Genomic DNA, 24009 nt, shown 5'->3' on the forward strand with positions numbered 1-24009 from the left:
CTGTAGGGTCCGCTGAGCGGCATTAGATTTCCAAGCGAAGGGGACCCTACAGGGGCCGGCCCCGCGGTCAGGTCTTAGGGGCATGGCACGACCCCGCTGCCCCCTCAGGGACGGCACGGACCGGGTTCACGGCCACGGCGGCAGCGGGCCAGGCTCACATGACGTCGAGCAGCGCTGGCGCTGCGCGGGCCAGGCAGCCGTGGTCGGCCACCGAGCCGAGCTGGCACGTGCCGGGGACTGCCGCCGAGTCGCGCTGCGCTGTCCGCGCCGTCCGCCTGAAACCATGCAGCGGGGTCGGGTCCTGTAGGGTCCGCTGAGCGGCATTAGATTTCCAAGCGAAGGGGACCCTACAGGACCCGACCCCGCGGTCAGGTCTTCGAGGGAATGGCGCGGCCCCGCGGTCAGGTCTTCGAGGGAATGGCGCGGCCCCGCGGTCAGGTCTTGCAGAGCCCGGCCTCGGGGGTGGCGCTACCAGGCCCGCCTGAGGACGCCGAGCGCCTCCTCGCGGTCGACCTCGACCGGGTTGAAGATGATTGAGCCGTCGTCCAGCGACATGGCCGCGATCTGCTCGAGCTGGGATTCCTGGACCTTGCCGGTCTCCGACAGCGTCCGCGGCAGCCCGCAGCGGGCGTGGATGTCGTCTTTCAGGCGCTTCAGGCAGGCGATCGCCTGGTCGGCCCGCTGCTCGGGCGGCGTGGCGGCGTAGCTGTCGGCGCCGGCCAGCGGCAGCAGCAGCTCACCGATAGCGTCGCGTCGCGCCTCGAGGTTGTACTCGAGCACGGCCGGCAACAGGATGCTCATGCAGGTGCCGTGGTGGACGTGGCAGAGCGCGCCGACGGAGTGCCCGAGGGCGTGCACCAGACCGACCATGGAGTTGGAGAAGGCGATGCCCGCCATGGCTGCGGCCTGCGCCAGGGCGAGCCGGCCCTGCTCGTCGGCGGGATGGTCGAGCACGTGCAGCAGGTTGGCCGAGACCGAGCGGATCGCCGCCGCGGCATAGGCGTCGCTCATGGGGTTCTTGGCCAGGCAGATGAAGGACTCGCAGGCGTGGGTCATGGCGTCCATGGCGGTCGCCGCGGTGATCTGGGCCGGCAGGCTGAGGGTCATGCGCGGGTCGAGCACGGCGGCGTCGGGCATCAGGAAGGGCGAGGCGAAGGGCATTTTCACGCCGCGTTCCTCGTCCCTGACGATGGAGACGTAAGTGACCTCGGAGCCGGTGCCGGCCGTGGTCGGGATTACCAGCAGCGGCTTCAGGCGGCGCGGCAGGTTGCCGACGCCGGAGTATTTGGCCGGGTCGTCGGTCTGGTAGGAGGCGAGGATGTTGGCGGCCTTCGCCGTGTCGATGGGCGAGCCGCCGCCGAGGGCGATCAGGGCGTCGCAGCCGAGCTCAGCGTAGTTGCGCGCGATGGCCTTCACGGCCTTCATGGAGGAGTCCGGGGGCACCTCGTCGTAGACCGCGGCGATCTCCAGGCCGCCGGCGGCGAGGATCTCGCGCAGCTTGTCTACCAGCCCGGCGCCCGCGACCCCGCGGTCGGTCACCACCAGCGGGCGGCTGGCGCCCAGCGCGCCGAGCTCGAAGGGAATGTTCTCCAGCGCGCGCGCGCCGACGATCAGCTTCACGGGGCAGGCGAATTCGTAGTAGGTGTCGTTCACGTCAGCTCCTCGTCACGAGATCGAGCGCGATGCGGCCGTAGATTTTCACGTTCAGGCCCAGCTTCTCGCCCAGGCCCAGGTCTTCCGGGTAGCGCTTGACGCCGCGCGCGGCGATGAAGCGCGGCATCAGCAGGGCCTCCAGCCGGTACATGCAGCGCACCAGGCGGATGCCGGCGGACACGTCGCCGTCCACCACCATGCGCGCGCGGGCGAAGGCGGTCGGCGTGCTCTCGATGAAGGCGAACACGCGGAAGGCATAGTCCAGGTGCTTGAAGCGGATGGCGAGCCCGAGCTCCGCCGGCAGGCGGCCGCCGAGATAGCGCAGCCGGCCCTCGGCGGTCTTCTCGAGCACCATGCCGGGCCCGTCGGGCAGGGTGGTCATGGCGATCACCATGCCGTCCGGGAAGCCTGCTGCCTCGGCCCGGACCACCGGGTCGACCCGGCTCATGGCCCGCAGCCCCCAGCCGACGATCCGCATCATCAGGGCGACGTAGAGGCGCTTGAGGCGATGGCGGAAGCTGCTCATAAAATCCTGCTCCAGCGGGGCCGCGGCACTGCATCGTAGTGTAGCGCTAGAATCCTGTCTGGGGAGGTGAGCCATGCCCACGGATACGCTGAATTGCTGGCGTTGCGGCGCCGCGGTCGTCGCTGAGCCGCTGCCGCTGTCGCGCACGGCGGAGTGCCGCCAGTGCCGGGCCGAGCTGCACGTCTGCCGTATGTGCGAGTTCTACGACACCAGCCGCGCCAACGCCTGTCGCGAGCCCGTGGCCGAGCCGGTCGCGGACAAGGCGCGGGCGAACTTCTGCGGCTGGTTCCGGCCGCGCCACGGCCTGGCGGGGCAGCAGGACGACGCGGCCGCCGCCGCGCGACAGGCGCTGGACGACCTCTTCGGCTAGCGTTCGCGGAAGCGCAACTCGCCGGCCGCGGGCGGGCGCTTGCCCCGCTTGTCGCCGTAGAACTCGCGGATCAGGGCGATATCCTGCTCCGCGTCGCCGCTGAAGCGGACGAACTTCTCCAGCCCGACTGTCTTCGAGGGGTAGTCGATGAAGCCGAAGCCCACCGGCACGCCCGCGCGTACCGCAATCTGGTAGAAGCCGGACTTCAGGTGGTCGGTGTGCTTGCGCGTGCCTTCCGGCGCCAGCGCCAGCCAGAGCCAGTCCTGGGCGCCGAACTGCTCGACCGCGGCGCCGATGAAGCCGCTGGCCGCGCGCCGGTTCACCGGCACCCCGCCCATGCGCTGCAGCAACCCGCCGAAGGGCCAGCGGAACAGCGAGTCCTTGCCCATCCAGTTGGTCGCCAGGCCGGTGCCGAAGCGGTACAGGACGGCGATCACGAAGTCCCAGTTGGAGGTATGGGGGTACACGATGATGACGCCCCGGGGGCCGGGCAACGGCGCGATCACCGGCGTCCAGCCCATGGCACGCAGCAGCCACAGGCAGAAGCGCCGCCACCAGGAGGGCCGCGAAGGCTGGGTCGCGCGGTGCATTTTCATGAGTGGGAAGGCTCCGGGGGCTCGACTACGGTTAAGGGGCTGAAGGTTGCAGCCAACAAGCTACAAGGGAGAGGCGCGGCAGCGACACGTGGAGGAGAGCAGCCATGCCACTCTGGCTCGGCCGGGCCTCACTCCGGCGCGCTCTCCCCGCTGCCGCGCTTGGCGGCCAGGTAACCCTCGACCATCTGGAGCGCGGTCTGCTCGCAGGGCGGCATCTCGATATGCGTTTCGTGCAGCGGCGTGACGCGTTCGCCCCAGCGCAGCAGCTGGGCCGACCAGGTCAGGCCGCCGCCGAAGCCGGTCAGCAGGATATTGGCGCCCGGCTTGATGCGGCCTTCCTCCAGCGCTTCCACCAGCGCCACCGGCACCGTCGCCGCCGACATGTTGCCGTAGCGCTGCACGTTGACGAAACAGCGATCCATCGACAGTCCGGAGCGCTTGATCACAGCCTCGATGATGCGCAGGTTGGCCTGGTGGGGCACGACGAGATCCACGTCGTCGGGACCCATGCCGCATTGCTCTAGCACGTCCTGGCAGGCCTGGCTCATGCCGACCACGGCGCGCTTGAAGATCTCCTGGCCTTCGAACACCCACTGCGTGTCGCCGTTGTACCAGCCGCGGTTGGCGTAGCGCTGGCCCATGCCGTGCACCAGCAGGATCTCCCGCACCTCGCCGTAGCAGCCGAGCTTGCTGGCGCGCAGGCCCTCGTTCCGGTCCGTCGCCTGCAGCACGGTGGCGGCGCAGCCGTCGCCGAACAACACCGCCACGCCGCGGTCGGTCCAGTCCATCAGCGGCGAGATCAGCTCGCCGCCGATCACCAGCGCGTTGTTCACCACGCCCTGGGAGATCATGGCGGCGGCACTGGTCAGGCCATAGAGATAGCTGGTGCAGGCGGTGTTGACGTCCATCGCGCCGGCATTGACCGCGCCGATGCGTTTCTGCACCCCGGAGGCGGAGTTGGGCACCTGCTGGTCGAAGCTGCAGGTGCCGAAGACGATCAGGTCGAGCGCGTCAGGCGCGAGGTCGGCACAGGCCAGGGCGCGATGCGCTGCCAGGGCGCCCATCTCTTCCAGCGACAGGTGGGAGATGCGGCGCTCGCGGATGCCCGTGCGGCTGGTGATCCACTCGTCGTCCGTGTCGAGAAAGGTGGCGATGTCGTCGTTCGTGAGCGTGGCCGGCGGCATGCACTTGCCCCAGCCGGTGATGGTCGCGTTTCTCACGCCATGAGTCCCCGCAGCAAATGGAAGCATTCTAGCGCAGAACGGTTGCCGGCCCGCTGCTGTCCCGGGGGATTTCGTTTATGCTCCATGGCTGGAATTTGCCGGGTGTTGGCGGCGGCGGCATGACGAGCAGGCCCGGCCCCGAGGGGACTACATTGTGGCTGACATTTTCGTTTCCTATTCTCGCCAGGACCGCCCCCGGGTGGCACCGCTGGTGGCGGCCCTCCAGGCCGAGGGCTGGACCGTCTGGTGGGACCCGGAGATCTCGCCGGGCGAAGAATTCGATGCGCTGATTGCGCGCGAACTGGACCAGGCCGGGGCGCTGATCGTCGTCTGGACGCCCAGGTCGGTGGACTCGCGCTGGGTGCGCGGAGAAGCACGCGACGCGGCTGACCGGGGCGTGCTCTTCCCCGTGCGCTTCGAGGCCGCGCGGCTGCCCATTGATTTCCGGGCCGTGCACACCACGGACCTGGACGACTGGCGCGAGGATCCGCAGAGCGCATCGTTCAGGAGCCTGTGCAAGGCGCTCGCGACGCGGCTCGGGACGCCGGAGCAGCCGGCGCCGTCGCGGGAGCCGGAGCCCCAGGTCGCCGTGTGCGTATTGCCCTTCGCCAACATGAGTGGTGATCCCGAACAGGAATATTTCTCCGACGGCATTACCGAGGACATCATCACCGATCTCGGCAAGGTGTCCGCACTGTCCATCGTCTCCCGCAACCTGGCGTTCTCGTTCAAGGGCGCAACCGGCGGGGTAGGCGAGATCGGGCTGCAGACCAAGGCCTCTCACGTGCTGGTCGGCAGCGTCAGGAAAGCGGGCGAGCGCGTGCGCATCACGGCCCAGCTGATCGATGCCGCCAACGACGCGCAGGTCTGGGGTGAGCGTTACGACCGCGACCTCAAGGACATCTTTGCCCTGCAGGACGAGATCTCCAAGGCGATCGTGGCGGCGCTCAAGCTGACGCTGCTGCCGGAGGAACAGGACGCCCTGGAGCAGCGCTCCACCAGCAATGCCGAGGCCTACAAGCTGTACCTGATGGCGCGCCAGTTCTGGCTGCTGGACAACGAGCGCAACAACGAGATCGTGATCCGGATCTGCAAGCACGTCGTGGAGCTGGATCCGAACTATGCGCAGGCATGGGCGACGATGGCGCTGGCGCAATGGAACCTGTTCACCCACAAGGACCTGCCGATCGACGACGTCCAGCACCCGGCCCGGCGGGCGCTGGCGCTCGGGCCGAACCTGGCCGACGCGCATGCCGCGGTCGCTGCCGCGCACCGCAGCGCCGGGAATTTCATCGATGGTTTCGAGGCGGCCTGCAAAGCCATTGAGCTCGATCGCAGCTCATATGTCGCCAACAGAATGGCTGGACTTTGCTGCATGGGGATGCGTCGTTACGACGAGGCTATCCGGTATTTCGAGATCGCGACCGACCTGATGGACTCAGATTTCACCGCAGCAATATTCGTGGTTCAGTCCTTCATGGCCAAGGGCGACAAGGCCCGCGCCAGGGGCGCCGCGTCGAAGGCCATGACCCGCATCGAGAAACTCGTGGCAGTCGAGCCAGGACACAGTCGGGCAATCGGGCTCGGTGTTTATGCGCTTGCGGTCCTCGGACAGCGGGAGCGTGCGGTCGAGTGGGTGACTCGGGCGCGGTTGATCGATCCCGACAACTCGAACCTTCACTATAACCTTGCCTGCGCCATGTCCACACTTGGCGAGAGTGATACGGCATTGGCGATCCTCGAGGGCGTTGCCCAACGGGCTTCCCAAGGCATGCTCAGCTGGATCGAAGCGGATTCCGACCTCGATCCCATCCGCAGCGATCCGCGCTTCGACCGGATGATCGGTGCGGCGAAGGAGCGCCTGGCGCAACGATCCGACGCCTGATACTGCGTGGACCGGCGGTGCTCGCCGTGCTCAAGCCCGTCGTGGTGCCGGCTTTTTCTTCCTCGGGCTGCGCGCCCGGGCCTGGCGCGGCTTGCGCCTGAGGAACGCCTGTTCCAGCTCCTCGAGGGCGTCGGCCGTGTAGACGGCGATCTTCTGCATGCTCGGCACGGTGGTGTGGCAGGCGGTGAAGCCGAAATTCATCATGCCGGCGTAGCTCTCGCAGGTGATGTTCAGCGCCTGGCCCTGGGTCACGATCGACACCGGGTAGATCGCGACCAGCTCTGCGCCGCGGAAATACAGCGGCCGGTCCGGGCCCGGGACGTTGGAGATGGTGACGTTGAACATCGGTCGAGTGCGCCCGCCGATGCCCGTCAGCAGCGTGAGGATGGTCGGCGCCATCAGCAGCATGGTGTACTGGTGCATGGCGCGGCGCGGCAGCTGCCGCAGGTGTTCCTTGCCGTGCTGCACGGAAGACCGGACGGAGCGCAGCCGCAGGCGCGGGTCGACGAGGTCGGTGCCGAGCGTGGCGAGGATGAAGCTGATGGCGTTGCCGGCGTCTTCGTCGTCCTTGGGCCGGACCGAGACCGGGATGCCCGCCGTCAGCGGCTTGTCGGGCAGGCTGTCGCGCTCCAGCAGGTAGCGCCGGAGCGCGCCGCCGCAGACCGTCAGCACGATGTCGTTGATGGTGCACTCGCCGGCTTCGGCCAGCGCGCGCAGGCGGGCGAGCGGGAACTGCTGGGTGGCGAAGCGGCGCTTTTCCCGCACCCGACCGTTGAGGAGCGACGACGGGGTGTCGAAGGGAATCACCAGCCCGGTGCCGTCGTCGCCGACCCGCTTGAGGAACTGGGTGAAGGCGCCGATCAGCTGCGGAATGGTGCGGACCTGCGCCCTGAGGCCACCGATCGCCGAGGCCATGACGTTGGCCACGGTGGGGGCCGGCCCGGCCTTTGGGGGCTGGCTCTTGGGCCGCCCGCGCTGCGCCCAGAAGGGCGCCAGCTTGAGGCTCTCCTCGCGGTCGAAGGACATCGCCCGCTGCAGCAGCATCATGCCGCTGACGCCGTCGATCAGCGAGTGGTGGATCTTGATGAACAGCGCGAAGCGCTTGCCGGCCAGGCCCTCGATGATGGTGCATTCCCAGGGCGGCCGGCTGAGGTCGATCGGCGTGCTCTGCAGCAGTCCGATGAGCTCGCCCAGCTCACGTTCGCCGCCCGGCCAGGGCAGCGCGGCATGGCGCACGTGGTACTCGAGGTCGATGTCCTCGTCCTCGACCCAGGCCGGCAGGGGGTTCCGGGTGAAGGGGTACTTGAGCCGCCGGTTCCAGGGCGCGATGAAATTGCGGTGACTGCGGAATTCCGCCATGAGCTGGCGCAGGTAGTCCTTCGGCGCGTCCTCGGGGAGGCGGAACTGCAGCAGGCCGCCGACGTGGTTGGGCGTGGCCCGCGACTCGGTGAAGAGCCACGCGGTATCGAGCGGGTTGAGCCGGACGGCGCTCATCCAGAGGCTTTCTTGCGGGGCGCCGTCTTCTTGCGCGCCGCGGCCTTCCGGGCCGGCGCCTTCTTCTTGCGCGCCGCGGCCTTCTTCTTCGCCGGGGCGGCGCCGCCGCCGGTCGGCCAGGTCTTGCGCGCAGCCTTCGCCAGCTCCACCACGCGGGCGATGTCCTCGTCGGTGTACACGCCGTTGGCGCCGGAGATCGCCGCCAGCTTCATGCCGTGCCTGAGGCCGAGCTGGTAGATCTCCTTGACCTTCTCCCACTCGGTGTCGCGCCCGATGGTGAAGACCTCGAAGCGTCCCTCCAGCGCCAGCACGATGGTCTCGGCCAGGCAGGCGTAGATGACGTTCGGCGGCAGGCCGATGTTCTTCAGACCCTTCACCGGCGTGGGCAGCTCGATCTCGCCGGACTCGATGACCAGCACGTCGGGCCGCTTGGCGACCTCTTCCGGCGGCAGGTCCAGCGGCCGGGCGACGTCGGTGATGACGCAGCCGGGCTTCACCTTGGTGATGTCGAGGATCTTCTTGCCGGCGCCCGAGGTCGAGGTGACGATCATGTCCATTTCGCCGAGCAGCTCGTCGTAGTTCGTCGAGCAGACCACGTTGGCGTTCGGCGTGTCCTTGAGGATCGAGGCCTTGAGCCGCTCGAGCTTCTTCATGTCGCGCCCGGCAATCACGACTTCCTCGAAAGCCATCGCCAGCAGCCGAGCGCTGACCGAGCCGATGGAGCCGGTGGCGCCGATCACCATGGTCTTGGCCATGACGTGCTTGTCCACCGGGTGCAGCTGCACCAGGCCCATGCGCTTCATGGCGTCATGCGCGGCCCACAGGGCGCCCGACGCCGAATAGCTGTTGCCGGTTGTGATGGGGATGCGGGCCCGGCGCGCGACCGTTACGCCGGCGTCGCCGACGACCTTGGTGAACGCGCCGAGCCCCATGATCTGGGCGCCGAGCTTTTCCGCCATCTTCGCGGCCGCCAGCAGCCGGCGGTAGGTGAACTCGGGGCTGCGCGCCAGCATCTCCTTCGGCGTCCCGCCCACGGTGATCAGCCAGCCCTCCGCCTCGGCGCCGGTCGGCGAGACGATGTTCTCCATCTTGCAGTAGATCATCGGCGGCAGGTGGGCGGCGAGCGATTCCACCTGGTTCATGACGAACTTCGGCGTGCCCTTCGGCACCGGGAAGCCCTTGCGGATGTACTCCTGGCTGAGCGGATGGATGACGAAAGCGAAGCGCCGGATGTCGCGGAACTTGCCGGTCGGGTGGAGCAGCCGCGGCTGGATGTCCAGCTCCTCGATGATCTCGTGGAAGTCCTCGTCCGAGATCGCCTCCTGCGGCTTGCGCAGCGAGGCCAGGATCATGGCCTCGAGCACGTTGATGCCCACGACCTTGTCGAACAGCTGCGGCGAGACGTCGATGACCAGGTTGGCCTTGCAGGCCCTGAAAAATTCTTCCGCCTCTTCGTCCACGGCCGAGGTGATGACGGTCTTGCCCGCGAGGTTCTTCGCGCTGCCGACGGCTTTCAGCTCGGCGAAAGTGCCGACGATGACGTGGGCCCGGGCCACCTCGCGCGCCATCAGCCGGCTCTTGAAGCCGGTCAGCGCGCTCTCCAGCATCTCGCCGGGGCGCCCCGACAGCACCAGGTCGCTGCCCCGCGCGTAGAGCTCGAGCTGCCGCAGTGAGGTGAGCATGGTCGGGGCGCCGGTCTGCGCCAACACGTCGGCGAAGCGCAGGTTCGGGGTGTAATCCGACATGGCGAGGGCCATGTCGTAGTTCCGCATGCCCGAAAGGAACAGCACGATATTGTTGTTGAAATAGCTGCCGATGTGGTTCTGGACCCAGCGGACCGCGTGCACCTGGAGCAGGCGGCGCAGCTTGGCGCCGGTCGTCACGGGCACTCGCGTCACGACCTTGGTGAGCCGCCGGGTCTCGCGGTTGGTGACCGTGTCCTGGCCGACGTGGTAGTGATCGGCGACTTCGCCCAGGCCGATGGCGTCGGCCTTGGACTGGGCGCGGCGCATCAGTTCCCAGGCCCTGTTCACGTCGTCGTCCGCGCCGAGGCGCGTGACCTGGAAGCGGTGGCCGAGGAAGTCGGTCTCGAAAGTGAAATCCCGCTGGGAGGAACCCAGCGTGACGGTGACGACTTTTTTCATTCTCATTGTTTCGCTCTCCGGGGTACGGTGCAGCGTCCTAGGCAGCAGCTTTGCGGCGCCGGGCCGAGGGCGCGGCCGGCGGCAGAACGCGGCGGATGATGTCTTCGCATTGGGCCTGGGTCATGTAGCGCGGGACGGGGTAGCCGGTCTCCGCCTCGCGGCGCGCGGCGCGCGCCAGTGCCGGGATATCCGCGGCGCGCAGCGCGTCCAGGTGCGCCGGGATGCCCAGGTCGCGGTTGAGCTCGATGACCCCGGTAATGAACTTGCCCGCGAGGGTTCCCTCCGGCTCGTGCTCCGCGCCCAGGCCGGCGCGCACGGCCAGCCTGGCCAGCCGCCCGGTGATCGCGGGCCGGGAGAACTCGAGCACGTGCGGCAGCATGATGGCGTTCGCCAGGCCATGCGGGGTGTGGTACTTGCCGCCGAACTGGTGCGCGATGGCGTGCACGTAGCCCACGTTGGCGCGGGTGAAGGCCATGCCGGCGTAAGTGGCGGCCAGCGCCATCTTCTCCCGCGCCTCGAGATCGCCGCCATTGCCGTACGCGGTGCGCAGGTTCTCGAAGATCAGCCCGACCGCCGACAGGCCGAGGCCGTCGGTGTACCCGGTGGCCCAGTTGCCGACGAACGACTCGACGGCGTGGGTGAGGGCGTCCATGCCGGTCGCGGCGGTGATGTGCGGCGGCAGGCCGGTCATCAGTTCCGGGTCCAGCGCGGCCATCTTCGGGACGATCCGGGTGTCGACGATGACCAGCTTGGTTTCGTGCTCGGGGTCGGCCACTACGGCGGCCACCGTCACCTCCGAGCCGGTGCCGGCGGTCGTCGGCACGGCATAGACCGGGACCGGGTTGCGCAGCCCCTTGAAGTAACCGGCCAGCTTGCGCAGCGGCTTGCCGGGATTGGCAATGGACACGGCGATGGCCTTGGCGGCGTCCATCGACGAGCCGCCGCCGACCGCGACGATGGCGTCGCAGCCGTGGGTGCGGTAGAAGTCGATGCCGCGCTCGACCAGCGGGATGGGCGCGTCGGGCGTGATCTCGTCGAACACCGCGTAGCCGGCGCCGCCGGCCTCCAGCGCGTCGGTCAGCGTCTTGAGCAGGCCGAGCTTAACGATCATCGCGTCGGTGACGATCATCAGCTTCTCATGCCCGAAGCCGGCCACCGCCTGGCCCAGCCGGCCGCTCGAGCCGGGGCCGACCAGAAGCGTGGGGCGCGGCACCGGCAGGAAGCGGGTGACCATGCCGGCGCCCTTCATCAGGGCCGACAAACCGGTGGTGCGAGGGGTATCAGGAATCAGGTCGAGAATCACGGGAAACCTCCGGCGCTGCGGCCAAAGTGGCCGGCGCGAACCCAGAAGTATAAGGCGAAACCACGGCCGGCGCGGGGCGACGCTAGCGCCCGAAACGCGCCTCGATAATGCGCGCCTGCGTGATACCGATCGCCGGGCCGACCACGACCGGCATCATGTAGATCCAGGCGGCGAGCCCGAGCCTGCCGTCGGGCAGGGCCCAGGCCAGCACGATTGAAATGGCGCCGAAACTGCCGACCAGGAGCCAGGCGACCGACTCGGAGGCGCAATAGAAGCGCTCGGCTTCGCTCATCGCCAGGGCCTCGCGTTGCGACCAGGCGCGCCAGTAGAGGCCGGCCATGATCACGTTCAGGGCGATGAAGCCGACGCCGTAAATCGTCAGCAGGCCCCGAAACTCGTCCAGGGTGTCGAGCGAGAAGCCCAGGGGCAGCCAGCCGTTCGAGATGAAGTGGAACGCCGAGCCGAACATGAGCTTCAGCGGGTAGACGTAGATCATGACCACGGTCACGAGACCGAAGGTCAGGAGGACCGACCCGGTGTCTTCGAGCCCGAAGCGCTTGCTCCAGGCCTGGTGCGAGCGCCAGTAGAGCAGCAGCAGCGCGAGGCTGGCGATGAAGGCCGGACTGTCCTTGAGCGCCTCGATCAATTCGGCGTAGGAGCCCGGAATGTCGTCGATCGAGATCGCGAGCAGCGTCGCTGCGAAGGCGAAGGCAGCATCGGTGAAGGTGCTGAGCCGGGTTACTTCGAGGCCGCGCTGCGGGAACGGCTGGTCAGGGGCTTCGGCCATCGGGCGGCTCCTCGTGACGGTGGGCCTGCGACAGGGGATTCTAGCCTCATCCGGCTCCCCGCGCGGCGCCAGTCGGCTGTGGCACACTCTGCGCAGCAAGGAGGTGCCCCCCATGTCCAGCGACCTGCCCTTCGACGGCGCCGTCAGCCGCTACCTGGCCGAGGAAGCGCCGCCAGACGTTCGCGCCGCCATCGAGGACGGCAAGAAGCGCGACATTCTCGATGACAGTTATCCCTACGATCGCTGGCTGAAGAAGCCCGATTACGAGGACGAGCTCGACCGGCTGCAGATCGAGCTGGCGAAATGCCAGCGCTGGGTGCAGGACAGCGGCACCCGGCTGGTGGTCGTGTTCGAGGGTCGCGACAGCGCCGGCAAGGGCGGCGCCATCCGCCGCATGACCATGAACCTGAACCCGCGGGTGGCGCGCGTGGTAGCGTTGTCGAAGCCGTCGGACCGCGAGCAGAGCCAGTGGTATTTCCAGCGCTACGTGCCGCACCTGCCGGCCGCCGGCGAGATCACGCTGTTCGACCGCAGCTGGTACAACCGCGGCGTCATCGAGCAGGTGTTCGGCTTCTGCCAGCCGGCGGAGCGCGAGCGCTTCTTCGCCCAGCTGCCGGGCTTCGAGGGCACGCTGGTCCACGAAGGCATCGTGCTCGTCAAGCTGTGGCTCAACGTGGGTCGGGCCGAGCAGCTGCGCCGGTTGCTGGCGCGGGAGGCCGACCCGCTGAAGCAGTGGAAGCTGAGCCCGATCGACATCCAGGGGCTGGCCCGCTGGGACGAGTATTCGGCTGCAATCGCGGAGACCTTCGAGCGCAGCCATACGCCGGCCGCGCCGTGGACCGTCATTCGCGCCGACGACAAGTACCGGGCGCGGCTGGCCGCCATCCGCGCCGTGCTCGGCCCGCTGGATTACGCCGGCAAGGACGAGGCGCTGGTCGGGGCCACCGACGCGAAGATCTGTGGCGGCCCCGAGCTGTGGCGGCCGGCGTGAACCGGTCGGCTCGCCGAACCTGCCACCTGGAGAGAGTGATGCACGAGTCCCGCCGCCACCTGCTCATGGGCGTGTTGCTCCTCGCAACGGCCAGCGGCCCGGCCATCGCCCGTCCATACCCGCTCGGCACCGGCCTTGCCGCGTCCGCGGACAGCGCGCAGACCGCCGGCGCCAACCCTGCGGGCATCGCCCGCTTCACCGAGCGCGCGCTCAGCGTCGAGTTGCTGTATTTCAGCAGCGAGTCCCGGTGGGAAAGCGCCTTCAGCGGCACCGGCGCCGAGTTCAACACGAACAGTTCGGGCGACACCGTCGTGCCCCGGATCGCAGTGGTGCAGCCCATCAACGACCGGTTCAGCGCGTCGTTCACCTTCCTCGGTACGGGCTTTTCCGACGACCTCGGGGAGTGGCCGGGACGCTATTTCATCCAGAGCTACGACTCGGTGTTCGTCAGCGCCTTCCCGAGCCTCGCCTACCGCATCAACGAGCAATGGTCGGTCGCCGCCAGCGCGGCGATCACCTATAACAGCTTCGAGCAGGAGCGGGCGGTGCGCAACATCTTCGATCCGGGCTTCCCCGACGGGCGCTCCAGGGTCGAGGCCGACAGCCTCGAGCTCGGGTTCGGGCTGTCAGCGCTCTACCAGAGCAGCGAGCGGACCCGCTGGGGGCTGGTCTACAGCTCGGAGATCAATCCAAGGCGGAGCGCAGCCAACGAGCTGTCCGGGCTGGGGCCGAATACCGAGGCCGCCATGCGAGGCCTGGGGTTGCTGGAGCGCCGCCTCACCATCGAGAGCACGTCTCCGCAGTCCATCTTCGCCGGCGTCTACCACGAGTTCGCCAACCGGTCCGCCGTGACGCTCGACCTGGCGTGGATCGATTTCAGCAATTTTCGGCTCTCGGAGTTTTATTACGACGGCGAGTCGTTCGTCCGCAACGACAGTCGCTATGACGACATCTATGCGCTCAGCACCAGCTACACCTGGCCGGCCGCCGAGCGCTGGATGCTCGGGGTGGGCGCGCTGGTGACCAACCAGATGATCGATGACGAACAGCGCGGCATGACGCTGCGTCTCGACGCGGTCTGGTCGCTCGGCTTCACGGCCGAGTGGCGGTGGACGGACAGGCGCCGGGTGATGATGGGCCTCAGTTACTTCGGCCTCGGCGACGCGCCCGTCGCCACGCCCAGCATCCCGGGTCTCGGTTCACTGGAAGGCCGGTTCAAGTCCCGCGATACGCTGCTGCTGCAGCTTGGGATCAGCTTCGGTTCGCTTTAGCCCGCTAGCCGTCATTACCCGCCCGTGCCGCGACCGCGCCTTGCTGCATAACAACAAAGCCCGCCCGCGTGTTATATGCCCCCCGGGCAACGAAACTGATCACGACCCTGGGGGAACAACGAGTGAGCAAAGAGCTGGAACTGGCGCGCGGCGTGTACCAGGCGTTTGCGGCAGGAGACATACCCGCCGTATTGGGGGTATTCGCGCCGGACATCCACTGGACGGAGGCGGCGGGCGGGCCGTACGGCGGCGTCTCGATCGGGCCGGATGCCGTACTGGCTGGCGTTTTCATGAAGCTCGGCGCCGAGTGGGACAGGTTTGCCGCCGTGCCGCAGGAGTTCGTCCAGGACGGTTCGACCGTGGTGGCGCTCGGCGAGTACAGCGGCACCTGCAAGGCGACCGGCAAGCATTTCAGGGCGCCCTTCGCCCACGTGTGGAGGTTCGGCGACGGCAAGGTAGCGTCGTTTCACCAGTACACCGACACGGCCCTGCAACTGGCCGCCACCCGGCCCTGAAGGAGTACCAAAATGTCGGACCAAAGCTACGTCGACGAGCTCGACCAGGTCACCGCCACCATGCAGGCTTATATCGAGGGCGGCCGCGCCGGCAAGAGCGCAGTGCTGCAGCCGGCCTTCCATGCGGACGCGAACATCTGCGGCTACGTCGGCCCGGACCTGTTCTGCGGCCCGATCCAGGGCTTCTATGACTGGCACGACGAGAATGGCCCGGCGCCGGGCCTCCAGGCGCGCATCGCCAGCATCGATATCGCGGGGACCGCGGCCTCGGTGCGGGTGGACATGGACGACTGGACCGGCCACCGCTTCACCGATTTCTTCAACCTGGTGAAAGTCGACGGGCGGTGGCAGATCCTCAGCAAGGTGTTCTACCTGCACCCCTGAGGTTGCGGGCTGAAGGCTGCAGTCAGGGGCCCGCCGCCGGCGGCGCCGCTACCGTGAGGGTGAGGGGCTGCCCGTCGCGGAACAGTTCCAGCGTGAAGGCATAGGTCGACGGCAGGGCCCGGAGGGCCGCCGCGAAAGCGGCCGGCTCGGCCGCGGGTGCGCCGTTGACGGCCTGGATCACGTCCGCCTCGCGCAGGCCGAAGCCCGCCAGGGGGCCGGTTTCGTCGAGCCTGTCCACCCTCCAGCCCCGCAGCTGCCCGTCCTCTACCAGCGGCGCGAAGTCTGCTGCCAGGGCGATCGCCTGCGGCCGCGCCGCCAGCGACTGCACCTTGCCGGCGGGCAGCTCGATGTTGGCCATGGCGGAGTCCGGCGGCGCAGCCACCGGTTTCCCGGCGCCGGCCTCCAGCTCGAGCCGGAGCGGCCGGCCGCCACAGTCGAGGTCCGCCGCCGCACCGTCGACCTGCAGCAGGCGGCAGCCGCCGGCCTCGTCGCCGGCGCGCAGCCAGCGCTGTCCGCCGGGGAATTCCACCAGCGCAGCTGCGTCCCCGGCCGCGACCAGCGTCGCCGCCAGCCGCGCCGGCCCGTCCGCGAGTGCGGGCGCGGCGGCGCCCAGCGCCGCGGCGCAGGCCAGTGATCTCCCGCCGCGGGTCCAGTTCATCCGTCGCGCCTCAGGCCGGGAAGAACTCGATCGGCTTGGTCGTCGTCACGGTGGCGACGTCCTTGTCCTCGAAGCGGAACATCTTCACCCGCGCCACCAGCCGGCGCTCGAACTCGGGGTCGGTCAGCTCCGAGGAGACCACCTTGCAGTCGGTGACCTCGCCGCTGGGCGCGATGGTCAGCTCCAGCACGAGCCGGCCGCGCAGCGTCGGATCGCTCCGCAGGGCGCGGTTGTACAGGGCATAGATGGCCGCCTTGTTCTTGTCGAAGACCAGCTCGATTTCCTCTCGGCTGCGCGCGTTGAGGCCGTCGCCGCCGGTGCCGGCCGCGCTGCCGCCGCCGCCACCGCCGCCGCCGCCGACCGGCGAGGCGACCTGGGTCACGGCGCGCCCGCCGAGGCCGGTGCCGCCGGTGTTGCGGGACATGCCGGCGGTGTTGATGCCGCCGCTGGCACGGCCGCCGCGGGCGGTGACGACGTTGCGCTCGTTGAACTGCGACTCGCCGGCGCCGGCCGCCAGGCCATCCGCCGTGGTGGCGGCAGCGACCGCCTCATGGGTGCGCAGGTCGGCCAGGGTATCCGCGAACGCCATGACGCCGGTCGACGCGGCGCGCTCGCGTGCGCTCGGCTGCGGCGGCTCGGCGGGTTTCGGCTGCGCGGTCTGGACCGGGTCCGGCTCCGGCGCGGCCGCCTCTTCGACTACCGGTTCGGGCTCGGGCTCCTCCGCTACCACCGGCGGCGGGGGAGGCGGCGTGCGCTCGATCATCAGCCGGGCGTAGCGTTCCGGCACCTCGGGGGGTTCGGACGAGTCCGGTTCCGGCAGCGGCAGCCAGGGCATGAGCAGGCTGAGCAGCAGCGCGGCCAGGGCAGTCCGGCCGAGAATGCGCCGGAAGCGCTGCTCGACCTGGGGGTCCCGGGTCCACGGCAAGTCGAACCCGCGTATGGCCAGGGTTGTCATGCGGGCCTCCTCATGCGGTTTCGGCATCCCGCTGCACCACGGCGAGCGAGACGCGTCCATAGTCGGCGCGGGTACAGGTCACCATCACCTTGCGCAGCAGGCGGTAAGGCAGCTCGCGGTCGCCGAGGATCGTCACCTCGGGCGGCAGGCCCTCGTCCGCCCGCAGGCGCCGGGCGCTGAGCTGTTCGAGCGCGGCGGCCAGGCCGGGGATGAGGTCGTCGTCGGCGGCCAGGACATCCGCCGTCATCGCGACCACTTCGCCCTGCACCAGGATGGACTCGGGCCCCACCGTGACCACCACGGTCTCGCGGGGCGGCTGCTGCGCCATCGACTCCGGCATCTGGATCGACTTCGGCGTGGTGAGCTGCTGCACGTCGGAGGAGTTGACGAGCAGGAAGAACACCAGGATGGTGAAGATGTCCATCAGGGACACGAGGCTCAGGGGCGCCCCGCGCCGGCGCTTGTGGTGCATTTCCATGCGGCGCGCGCGTCGTGACGAGTTCATCGCTTGCCTCCCTTCGCTGCCGGGGCGTCGCCGATCGAGATGTCGGGGAACAGTTCGGCTGTTCCTTCCTCGACGCGCGCCACGCGCAACGTATCCATGACGTCGACCAGGCGCTGGTACTCGATTTCCGGCTCCAGCAGGATGGTGGCGTCGCGCGTCTCCGGGTGCCGCAGCTTCACCTGCGCCAGGAAGTCGGAGACCGCGGCATAGTCGAAGCTGCCCGCTTCATCGGCCGCGAAGCGCTGCAGCAGCCCGGTACGCCGGTCGCCGATCTCGAGCGCGTCCGCGCGGACCACCACCTCGAGGTTCAGGCCCTGCTCGGCGGCTTCGGTCGTCTCGGCCGAGGGCCCCGGCAGCGTCAGCTCGTGCACGGCTAGGCGCGAGAACACAGCGGTGATCAGCAGGAACGGCACCAGCACCACCATCAGGTTCATGAAGGCGGTGATGTCGAGCTCGCCCGGCTCGTTGACCCGCCGGCGGCGCTTCAGGAGTCTCATCTCAGCCTCCCGTCGCCCCGGTCTGGCGGGACTGCGCGGGGTCAGTGACCGCGTTCAGGAACTTCACGGCGGCCATCTCGAGGCTGTCGACGATCTCGGTGGTCTTGCTCTGCAGCACGGTATGCGCCAGCAGCAGGGGAATGGCCACCATGAGCCCGAAGGCCGTAGTGTTCATGGCCACGGAGATACTCGCCGACAGCATGTCGGCCTTCTCCGCCGGGTTCGCCGCGGCGACGGCCGTGAAGGCCCTGATCAGGCCGATGATGGTGCCGAGCAGGCCGAGCAGCGTCGCGATGTTGGCGAAGGTCGCCAGGTAATGCGTGCGCTTCTCGATCCGCGGCAGCGTCTCGAGCAGGCTCTCTTCCATCGCCTTCTCGATGTCGTCCCGGCGCCGGGCAGTGCCGAGCCGCGACAGGCCGTAGGCCAGGATGTTGCCGATCGCCACCTTGGAGCGGCCGGCCAGGTTCATGGCCTCGGCGTACTTGCCCGACTGCACCATCGGCATCAGCTGCTGCCACAGCTTGCGGTTGCTGACGCCCGCGGCCGACAGGTAGACCCAGCGCTCGATGGCGATGGCTGCGCCGACCACCAGCACGATGACGATGGGGTACATGAAGACCCCGCCCTCCTGAAAGAAACCGACGATTGCGGTATAGATTTCCATTGCTTACTCCTCCACGGTTGATGTCGTCCGGCGTTCGCCGGAAGGTCCAGGAACTGAAAACTCTCCGGCCGCCTCGAGGGCGGCCCATTGCTCGGCCTCGCGCCGCATCACCAGCCGGTCGGCCGGCGCCAGCGCTTCGTCCAGCAGGCTCTGCACGGGCCGGCCGGGCAGTTCGCCCGCCGGCGCCTTCTTCCACGGCACGATCGCCATGACGCGCGGCAGCTCGCGGTTGCCGGTCACCTTGGCGGTGTCCAGCTCGAGCTTGGTCTCCTCCTCGGCCACCGCCGGCAGCGCCAGCAGCAGGACGAGCGGCAGGACCAGGAGCGGCGGAGTCCGGCGCACGGCGTTCATCGGTTGGCTACCCTCGAGTCGGTGCGCAGGCGCAGCTCGGCCACCCAGCGGGCGACCTGCTCGTCGGCCTCGGCGCCGCCGACCAGCGCGAGATAGCGCTCGTAGCACTCCAGCGCCTCGGCCGGGCGGCCCAGGTAGAGATCGAGCAGCACGCCGCGGTTGCGCCAGGCCAGCGCGTAGTCCGGGTCGAGCTCGAGCGCGGCGCGGTAGGCGTCGTCGGCCTCGCTGAAGCGGCCCTGCCGGCGCAGCACGATGCCGAGTTCGGCGTGCGCGACGGCGTGGGCCGGGTCCGCTGCCAGTGCATGCCGGAACGCGGCCTCGGCCTCGGCGTCGCGTCCCGCCGCCGCATGCACGATGCCCATGTTGACCCAGGGCCCGGGCAGGGCCGGGTATTCGGCGGCCAGTTCGTCCAGCAGTTCCAGCGCATTGTCCTGGGGCCCCTGCGCCATGGCGGCGACCGCCTGGTCGAAGCGCTGGTCGTCGGGCCGCGGGGCCCCGTCCGGTCCGCCGGGCACGGCGGCACAGCCGGCCAGCAGCAGCAGGCCGGTGCAGGTGCCGAGCAGGCCGGCGCGCGATCTAGCGAAGCAGTTCAACAACACTTTCTCCGGTCTCCTGGCGGTTCCAGCGCGCGGGCACCATCTCGGCGAGCACTTCGAAGCTCGCGATCACCCACTGGTCGTACAGCCCGTCGCGCGCGCGCGCCGCGTTCGCTTCGTGGATGGCGATGGCGTCCTCTTCGAAGGGGAAGGCCTGCTCCTCGAGCAGCATCTCGTACTGGTCCAGCGTCTCGGGGTCGAGCCCCGCGGGCCGGGTCGAGCCCATCAGGGCCTTGGCCATGTCGCGGTAGAGCTCGCCCATCCGGAACGCGGACTCGGTGGTGACCTCGGCCACGCCATAGGCTGCGGCGGCGCCGAGCGCATCCAGCGCCGCGCGCATGCGCTTGGCCTTTTCCGGCACGCTGCGTTCCAGCGGCGGGGCCAGCGTCGTGGCCGCGAAGCGCTCCACGACAGGCATCGCCAGCTCCAGCGAGGCGGCGGCGGCCAGCGTCCGGCTGCGGGCTGTGGCCTCGGCGCCGGCTTGTTCATGCGTGGCGATGATCGCTTCCAGCCAGCGGCGCCGCTCCGGGCCGTCGTTGCGCTGGCCGGCCAGCCCGGCCAGGCGGTGGCGCGCTTCCAGGGCGGCGTCGGCGGGCACCGGGAAGCGGTCCAGGTAGTCGCGCAGGGCCTGCTCGGCCCGGGCGGTATCGCCGCTTTCCTCATACAGGGCGGCGGCCTGCCACAGCGCGGCACGGCGGACGTCCTCCGACTCGCCCGGCAGCGCCGACACTGCGGCCAGCGCGGGCGCGGCCCGGCTGGCGTCGCCCAGTTCGACCAGCGCGGCCGCCAGGCTGACCTGGGCTTCGGCGGCCAGGGCGTGCCCCGGCCAGGTAGCCAGGAAAGCCTCGTAGGCCCCGGCTGCGCGGGACCAGGCGCCGGCGTTGAAGAGCAGGGCGGCCGCGTCGTGCTGGCCGGTGGCCGCCACCGGGCTGTCGGGCACGGCGGCCGCGATGCGCTCGAAGTGGCCCACCGCGAGGTCGAGCTCGCCGGCTTCGGCCGCCGCCTGGCCCTGGCGGTAGATGCTGGCGGCGATGCGCTCGGCGACACTGGCGGCGAGCGTTGCCCCCGGCTCGGCCATCGCCGTCGCCGCCTGCCAGGCGAGGTAATCCTGTTCCGCCGCGGCATAGTCGGCGAGGTCGAAGGCGGCATGCGCGCTGACCAGGCGGGCAGCAGCCTGGGGCCCCGGCGGCGCGTCCTCGCGCTGGAGCACGCGGGCAGCCGCCGCGCGCGCCGCCTCCAGGCGGCCGAGCTGCATCAGCCGCTCGGCGGCCTCGAGCTCGACTTCCGGCGCCCGCGGGTCGGCCGGAAAGGCATCCGAGAACAGCAACGCCGCTTCCACCACCGCCAGCTCGGCGCTTGCCGCGTCCTCGGCCTGGCCGGCCTGCTCGGCCAGGTCGCGCCGCGTGACGACGGCGGCGTAGCCCGCCTCGGCGGCCTGCGGGTGCGGGTCGTAGGCGTAGGCGGCGGCGTGGTAGGCCGCGGCCGCCTCGGGCAGCGCGCCGTCGCCGTAATACAGCTCGGCCAGCAGGAAATGCCGCTCGGCGGCTTCCGGCGCGGCCGGGAATTCCTGCAGCCAGCGGCGGTACCAGCCGGCGGCCGTCGCCGCGGTGCCGGTGCCGGCCTGGAAGGCGGCGTGATGGTGCGCGGCCAGCGTGTCCAGCGAGTCTTTCAGGCGCTCCCGGATCGCTTCGTGGGCCGCGGGATCACGGCCCTGCCACCAGTCGCCCTGCAGCGAGAAGCGCTCGGCGAAGGCCGCCATTGCGGCCAGCGCCTCGGTGGCGAAGCCGCCCTCCTCGAGGGCGTCGATCGCGCGGGCCTGCAGCACCGGCGCCCGCGCGTCGAGCGGGGCGCGCCGGGCCCAGGCGCCGAAAGCCGCCGCGGCGTCGGTCCAGCGTTCCTGCTCGAGGTACAGCTCGCCCAGGCGCGTGTAGCTGAGCCAGGCCCAGTCGGGGTCGCCGGCCGGGCGCGCATCCAGCCAGGCGTCGACACTGGCAGCGCCGTCGAGGGCGGAGAAACCGATCGCCATGGCGCGGAAGCTGTCGTCCACCAGCTCGCGCCCGGCCCGGTCGAGCGCCTCCAGCGGCGTGGTGCCCAGGCGCCCGTCGATGACCTGGCCGAAGTAGACGAAACTCTGCTCGTGCAGGGACTGCTTGAACAGCGTCCAGCCGAGCTTGTAGCGCGCCTGCTCGGAGAACGGCCCGTCGCGCTCGAGTTCCAGCGTCGCCTGGTAGGCGTCCTCGGCGGCCATCCAGTCGCGCGCCATGAAGCGTGCCTCGCCGATGCGGAACCAGGCTTCGGGCGCCAGGGGAGAGCCCGGCTGGGCGGCGACCAGTTCCTGCAGCACCGTCTCGGCCGCGGCATCCCGGCCGGCCATGGCTTCGGCTCGTGCCAGCTGGTAGCGCCAGTGGTCCTGCCAGGCCGGGCCGGCGTCCCGCGACCCGGGGTCCGCCAGCAGGGCACGGTACAGGCGCACCGCCTCCTCGAGGTAGCCCAGCGGCGAGACGCCTTCCATCAGGGCGATCTCGGCGGCCTCGAGGCGCAGGTCGGCCAGCCGCCGCATGGCGGTGACGCGCATCGATGGGTCTGCGGCGGCGGGCGAGGCGAGGAACGCGGCGTAGGCCTCGGCGGCCGCCACCGGGTCAGCCGGTGGCGGCGGCGCGCCTGCCTCGGTCAGCAGCGGTCCTGCATCGCCCACCGTCGCAGCATCTGGATCGGGGCCGCTCCCGAAGGGCCACAGCGCGGCCATGACGATGGCAGCTGCCAGGCTCATGGCGTCGTCCCCGGCGCGGGCGGCGGTTCGTCGCCGCGCGCCGCCCGCGGCTGCACGGCCTGGTCGTAAGCGGCGGCGAGCGCGAACCGGGCCTGGCCCAGGTAAGCGGCGACGCGTTGTTCGCGCCGCTGCAGTTCCTCGATCGCCAGTGCGCGCAGCTCGCCGAAGCGCCGGCCCTGGTCGGCTTCGACCCGCGCCAGCAGCTGGTCCACCCGGGCCGCGGCGGCATCGATGCGCTCGTCGTAACCCTCGAAGCCGGCCGGGCCGGCGGCCAGGCTGGCGGCCAGGCTCTCGCGCTGTTCCCTGGCGGTGGCCAGGGCCCGGTCCGCGGCGCGCAGCGCCCGCTCCGCGGCATGCAGGCGGGCCGGCCATTCGTGGTTCAGCTGCCAGGCGAGGGCGCCCTCGGCCCGGCGCAGCCGCTCGTCGAGGCGCTCCCGGTCCGCGCCGGCCGGCAGCGCGGCGATCCGCGCCCGGAGGGCGTCGATGCGGGCCAGCAGCGCCCGTTCCCCGGGGCTGGCCAGCGCGGCCGGGTCGCCGGCGGCGCGAATCGCTTCCAGCCGCGCGCTGGCGGCCTGGTGGCGCGTCGCCAGCGCCTCGAGGCCGTCGTCGGCGAGGCGCTGTTCGGCCTGCGGGGCGACTTGCGCGAAGCGGGCCCGCCGGGCCTCGACCATGTCGCGCAGGGCGCCGAGACTGCGGCGCCACTCGAGCAGGTTCTCGCGCAGCGCCTCGAGGTCGCGCAGGTCGGCGGCCACGGCCCGGAAGGGGTGATCGACCGCGAGCGCGTACAGGTAGGCCGGCAGCGGTCCCGCCACGACCGGCGGCTCCTCGGGATCGGCCAGCGCCAGCTCCAGCAGTTCGTCGCCCTGCGCCGCCTGTACGGCGGTTGCGAGTCGGGCCAGCTCGGCCTCGGAGGCCTCGGCGGCGCGCCGGTAGCCCAGCACGCTCTGGCCCGGCTCGTCGACCTGGTGCCAGGCCCAGGGCACGGCCAGCATCGCTTCCAGGGACGCCCCGTCGGCGTCGCCCAGCGCAGCGAGTTTCGTCCAGGGCCCGAGCGCGGCGCGATAGCGCTCGCGTTCCGCCTCGGCCCAGCCGGCTGCCAGCAGGGCGCGGCCGGCGTAGGGGCCGTCGAGCCGGACCCGGTCGAGGGCCGCCCGCGCCCCGGTGGCGTCGCCGGCGTCGAGGCGCGCCAGCCCGAGGGCCAGATTGGCCCGGTCCTGCAGCAGCGCCAGTTCCTCGGTCGGGGCGCGGCCGCGGCCGAGGCGATCGAGCAGTTCCGCTGCCGGGCCGGTCGCGCCGGTACGCGCCAGGGCGACGGCACGGTTGAAGTCGGCATAGGCGCTCCAGGCGCCGGGCTGGCGGTGGTCGGCCAGCAGTCGGACGACCTCGTCGTAGCGCCCCAGGGCCAGCAGTACCCGGCTCTCGAGGTCGAGGCGGTCGGCGGCCATCGGTTTCGGCAGGTCATCGCCGATCCGCGCCAGGGCCGCCAGCGCGGCGTCGTGCTCACTGCGCTCGTGGTGGATGCGGGCCAGCCAGTACCAGGCCTGGTCCTGCTGTTCCGGCGGCGCGCCCGCTGCGAGCAACGCGCGGAAAATCCGGGCCGCTTCCTCCCGCAGGCCCCAGGCGAGGTACAGGCCGCCCTGGAGCAGGCGGGCCTCGCCGGCGTGGTGCGCCAGCTCGTCCCGGGTCTCGGCGACGTCGAGGCGCACCAGCGCGCCCATGCGGTCTTCCTGGTAATGCCGGAACAGGACCTCGCCCCAGGCCAGGTCCTGCACCACGGGCGGGGCAGCGGCGGGCGGCTGCGCGGCCGCGGGCGCGGCCAGCACCGTCGCGCCCAGGGTCGCCAGCAATGTCAGCCCGCCGCGGATCATGGC

The 24009-nt window shown here is 70.3% G+C and carries 23 protein-coding genes; 6 read left to right on the forward strand and 17 right to left on the reverse strand.

All coding sequences use genetic code 11. The annotated features are described in order from the left end of the window. Nucleotides 1–468: 468 nt before the first annotated feature. Nucleotides 469–1653, reverse strand: a complete 1185-nt coding sequence (locus G6N75_RS06135; protein WP_165347478.1) for an iron-containing alcohol dehydrogenase — start codon at nt 1651–1653, stop codon at nt 469–471. 1 nt (nt 1654) lies between these two features. Continuing rightward, complete coding sequence (locus tag G6N75_RS06140) at nt 1655–2179, reverse strand: hypothetical protein (RefSeq protein WP_165347479.1); 525 nt, start codon at nt 2177–2179, stop codon at nt 1655–1657. 73 nt (nt 2180–2252) lie between these two features. Between G6N75_RS06140 and G6N75_RS06145 the strand changes: the two genes are divergently transcribed. Then, entirely contained in the window at nt 2253–2549 is a 297-nt protein-coding gene (locus G6N75_RS06145) for a hypothetical protein (RefSeq protein WP_165347480.1), read from the forward strand. Here the strand turns inward: G6N75_RS06145 and G6N75_RS06150 are convergent. Together G6N75_RS06150 and G6N75_RS06155 are read right to left on the reverse strand one after the other, a co-directional pair. Then, on the reverse strand, nt 2546–3145 hold the full coding sequence (locus tag G6N75_RS06150) for a 1-acyl-sn-glycerol-3-phosphate acyltransferase (protein WP_206202967.1): 600 nt from the start codon (nt 3143–3145) through the stop codon (nt 2546–2548). The genes G6N75_RS06145 and G6N75_RS06150 overlap by 4 nt on opposite strands. Before the next feature lie 128 nt (nt 3146–3273). Continuing rightward, nucleotides 3274–4365 (reverse strand): ketoacyl-ACP synthase III, encoded by a 1092-nt coding sequence (locus tag G6N75_RS06155; protein ID WP_165347481.1) that lies wholly within the window; start codon nt 4363–4365, stop codon nt 3274–3276. Nucleotides 4366–4522: 157 nt separating this feature from the next. Between G6N75_RS06155 and G6N75_RS06160 the strand changes: the two genes are divergently transcribed. Continuing rightward, nucleotides 4523–6253, forward strand: coding sequence for a TIR domain-containing protein (locus G6N75_RS06160; RefSeq protein WP_165347482.1), 1731 nt, complete (start codon nt 4523–4525; stop codon nt 6251–6253). Between the two features lie 30 nt (nt 6254–6283). Here G6N75_RS06160 and G6N75_RS06165 read toward each other — a convergent pair whose 3' ends face one another. The 4 genes from G6N75_RS06165 to G6N75_RS06180 form a co-directional block, all read right to left on the reverse strand. Next, on the reverse strand, nt 6284–7747 hold the full coding sequence (locus G6N75_RS06165; protein ID WP_165347483.1) for a wax ester/triacylglycerol synthase family O-acyltransferase: 1464 nt from the start codon (nt 7745–7747) through the stop codon (nt 6284–6286). Then, nucleotides 7744–9897 carry a saccharopine dehydrogenase NADP-binding domain-containing protein gene (locus G6N75_RS06170; protein ID WP_206202968.1) on the reverse strand — a complete coding sequence of 718 codons (2154 nt, stop codon included), beginning with the start codon at nt 9895–9897 and terminating at the stop codon, nt 7744–7746. The genes G6N75_RS06165 and G6N75_RS06170 overlap by 4 nt, the downstream gene beginning before the upstream one ends. Nucleotides 9898–9928: 31 nt before the next feature. Then, nucleotides 9929–11194 carry an iron-containing alcohol dehydrogenase gene (locus tag G6N75_RS06175; protein ID WP_206202969.1) on the reverse strand — a complete coding sequence of 422 codons (1266 nt, stop codon included), beginning with the start codon at nt 11192–11194 and terminating at the stop codon, nt 9929–9931. A gap of 82 nt (nt 11195–11276) precedes the next feature. Beyond that, the gene (locus G6N75_RS06180; RefSeq protein ID WP_165347484.1) at nt 11277–11981 is read right to left on the reverse strand and encodes a TMEM175 family protein; all 705 of its coding nucleotides are present in this window, start codon (nt 11979–11981) and stop codon (nt 11277–11279) included. Nucleotides 11982–12093: 112 nt separating this feature from the next. Here G6N75_RS06180 and ppk2 point away from each other — a divergent pair, with 112 nt between their 5' ends. From ppk2 to G6N75_RS06200, 4 genes are all read left to right on the forward strand, one after another. Beyond that, entirely contained in the window at nt 12094–12972 is an 879-nt protein-coding gene (ppk2, locus tag G6N75_RS06185; RefSeq protein ID WP_165347485.1) for a polyphosphate kinase 2, read from the forward strand. Between the two features lie 38 nt (nt 12973–13010). Continuing rightward, complete coding sequence (locus G6N75_RS06190; protein ID WP_165347486.1) at nt 13011–14243, forward strand: outer membrane protein transport protein; 1233 nt, start codon at nt 13011–13013, stop codon at nt 14241–14243. A 122-nt stretch (nt 14244–14365) separates the two neighbouring features. Further along, on the forward strand, nt 14366–14758 hold the full coding sequence (locus G6N75_RS06195) for a nuclear transport factor 2 family protein (RefSeq protein WP_165347487.1): 393 nt from the start codon (nt 14366–14368) through the stop codon (nt 14756–14758). Between the two features lie 12 nt (nt 14759–14770). Then, entirely contained in the window at nt 14771–15142 is a 372-nt protein-coding gene (locus G6N75_RS06200; RefSeq protein ID WP_165347488.1) for a nuclear transport factor 2 family protein, read from the forward strand. A 22-nt stretch (nt 15143–15164) separates the two neighbouring features. Here G6N75_RS06200 and G6N75_RS06205 read toward each other — a convergent pair whose 3' ends face one another. Genes G6N75_RS06205 through G6N75_RS06245 form a run of 9 tightly spaced genes read right to left on the reverse strand, consistent with a single transcriptional unit; the run spans nt 15165 to nt 24006 of the window. Further along, nucleotides 15165–15800 carry a hypothetical protein gene (locus G6N75_RS06205; RefSeq protein WP_165347489.1) on the reverse strand — a complete coding sequence of 212 codons (636 nt, stop codon included), beginning with the start codon at nt 15798–15800 and terminating at the stop codon, nt 15165–15167. 10 nt (nt 15801–15810) lie between these two features. Then, nucleotides 15811–16755, reverse strand: a complete 945-nt coding sequence (locus G6N75_RS06210) for an AgmX/PglI C-terminal domain-containing protein (protein WP_165347490.1) — start codon at nt 16753–16755, stop codon at nt 15811–15813. A 10-nt stretch (nt 16756–16765) separates the two neighbouring features. Beyond that, on the reverse strand, nt 16766–17260 hold the full coding sequence (locus G6N75_RS06215) for a biopolymer transporter ExbD (protein WP_206202970.1): 495 nt from the start codon (nt 17258–17260) through the stop codon (nt 16766–16768). Continuing rightward, a complete protein-coding gene (locus G6N75_RS06220; protein ID WP_165347491.1) occupies nt 17257–17757 on the reverse strand; it encodes a biopolymer transporter ExbD in 501 nt (166 codons plus the stop codon). Before G6N75_RS06220 ends, G6N75_RS06215 begins: the two co-directional genes overlap by 4 nt. Nucleotide 17758: 1 nt before the next feature. Beyond that, nucleotides 17759–18421 carry a MotA/TolQ/ExbB proton channel family protein gene (locus G6N75_RS06225; protein WP_165347492.1) on the reverse strand — a complete coding sequence of 221 codons (663 nt, stop codon included), beginning with the start codon at nt 18419–18421 and terminating at the stop codon, nt 17759–17761. 3 nt (nt 18422–18424) lie between these two features. Continuing rightward, nucleotides 18425–18772, reverse strand: a complete 348-nt coding sequence (locus tag G6N75_RS06230) for a hypothetical protein (protein WP_206202971.1) — start codon at nt 18770–18772, stop codon at nt 18425–18427. Then, nucleotides 18769–19365, reverse strand: a complete 597-nt coding sequence (locus tag G6N75_RS06235; RefSeq protein ID WP_165347493.1) for a tetratricopeptide repeat protein — start codon at nt 19363–19365, stop codon at nt 18769–18771. The genes G6N75_RS06230 and G6N75_RS06235 overlap by 4 nt, the downstream gene beginning before the upstream one ends. After that, nucleotides 19349–22138 (reverse strand): tetratricopeptide repeat protein, encoded by a 2790-nt coding sequence (locus G6N75_RS06240; RefSeq protein WP_165347494.1) that lies wholly within the window; start codon nt 22136–22138, stop codon nt 19349–19351. Before G6N75_RS06240 ends, G6N75_RS06235 begins: the two co-directional genes overlap by 17 nt. Next, nucleotides 22135–24006 (reverse strand): hypothetical protein, encoded by a 1872-nt coding sequence (locus G6N75_RS06245; RefSeq protein ID WP_165347495.1) that lies wholly within the window; start codon nt 24004–24006, stop codon nt 22135–22137. The genes G6N75_RS06240 and G6N75_RS06245 overlap by 4 nt, the downstream gene beginning before the upstream one ends. Nucleotides 24007–24009 lie beyond the last annotated feature (3 nt).

The organism is Thioalkalivibrio sp. XN8 (assembly GCF_011058255.1).
Classification (GTDB): Bacteria; Pseudomonadota; Gammaproteobacteria; order Steroidobacterales; family XN24; genus XN24.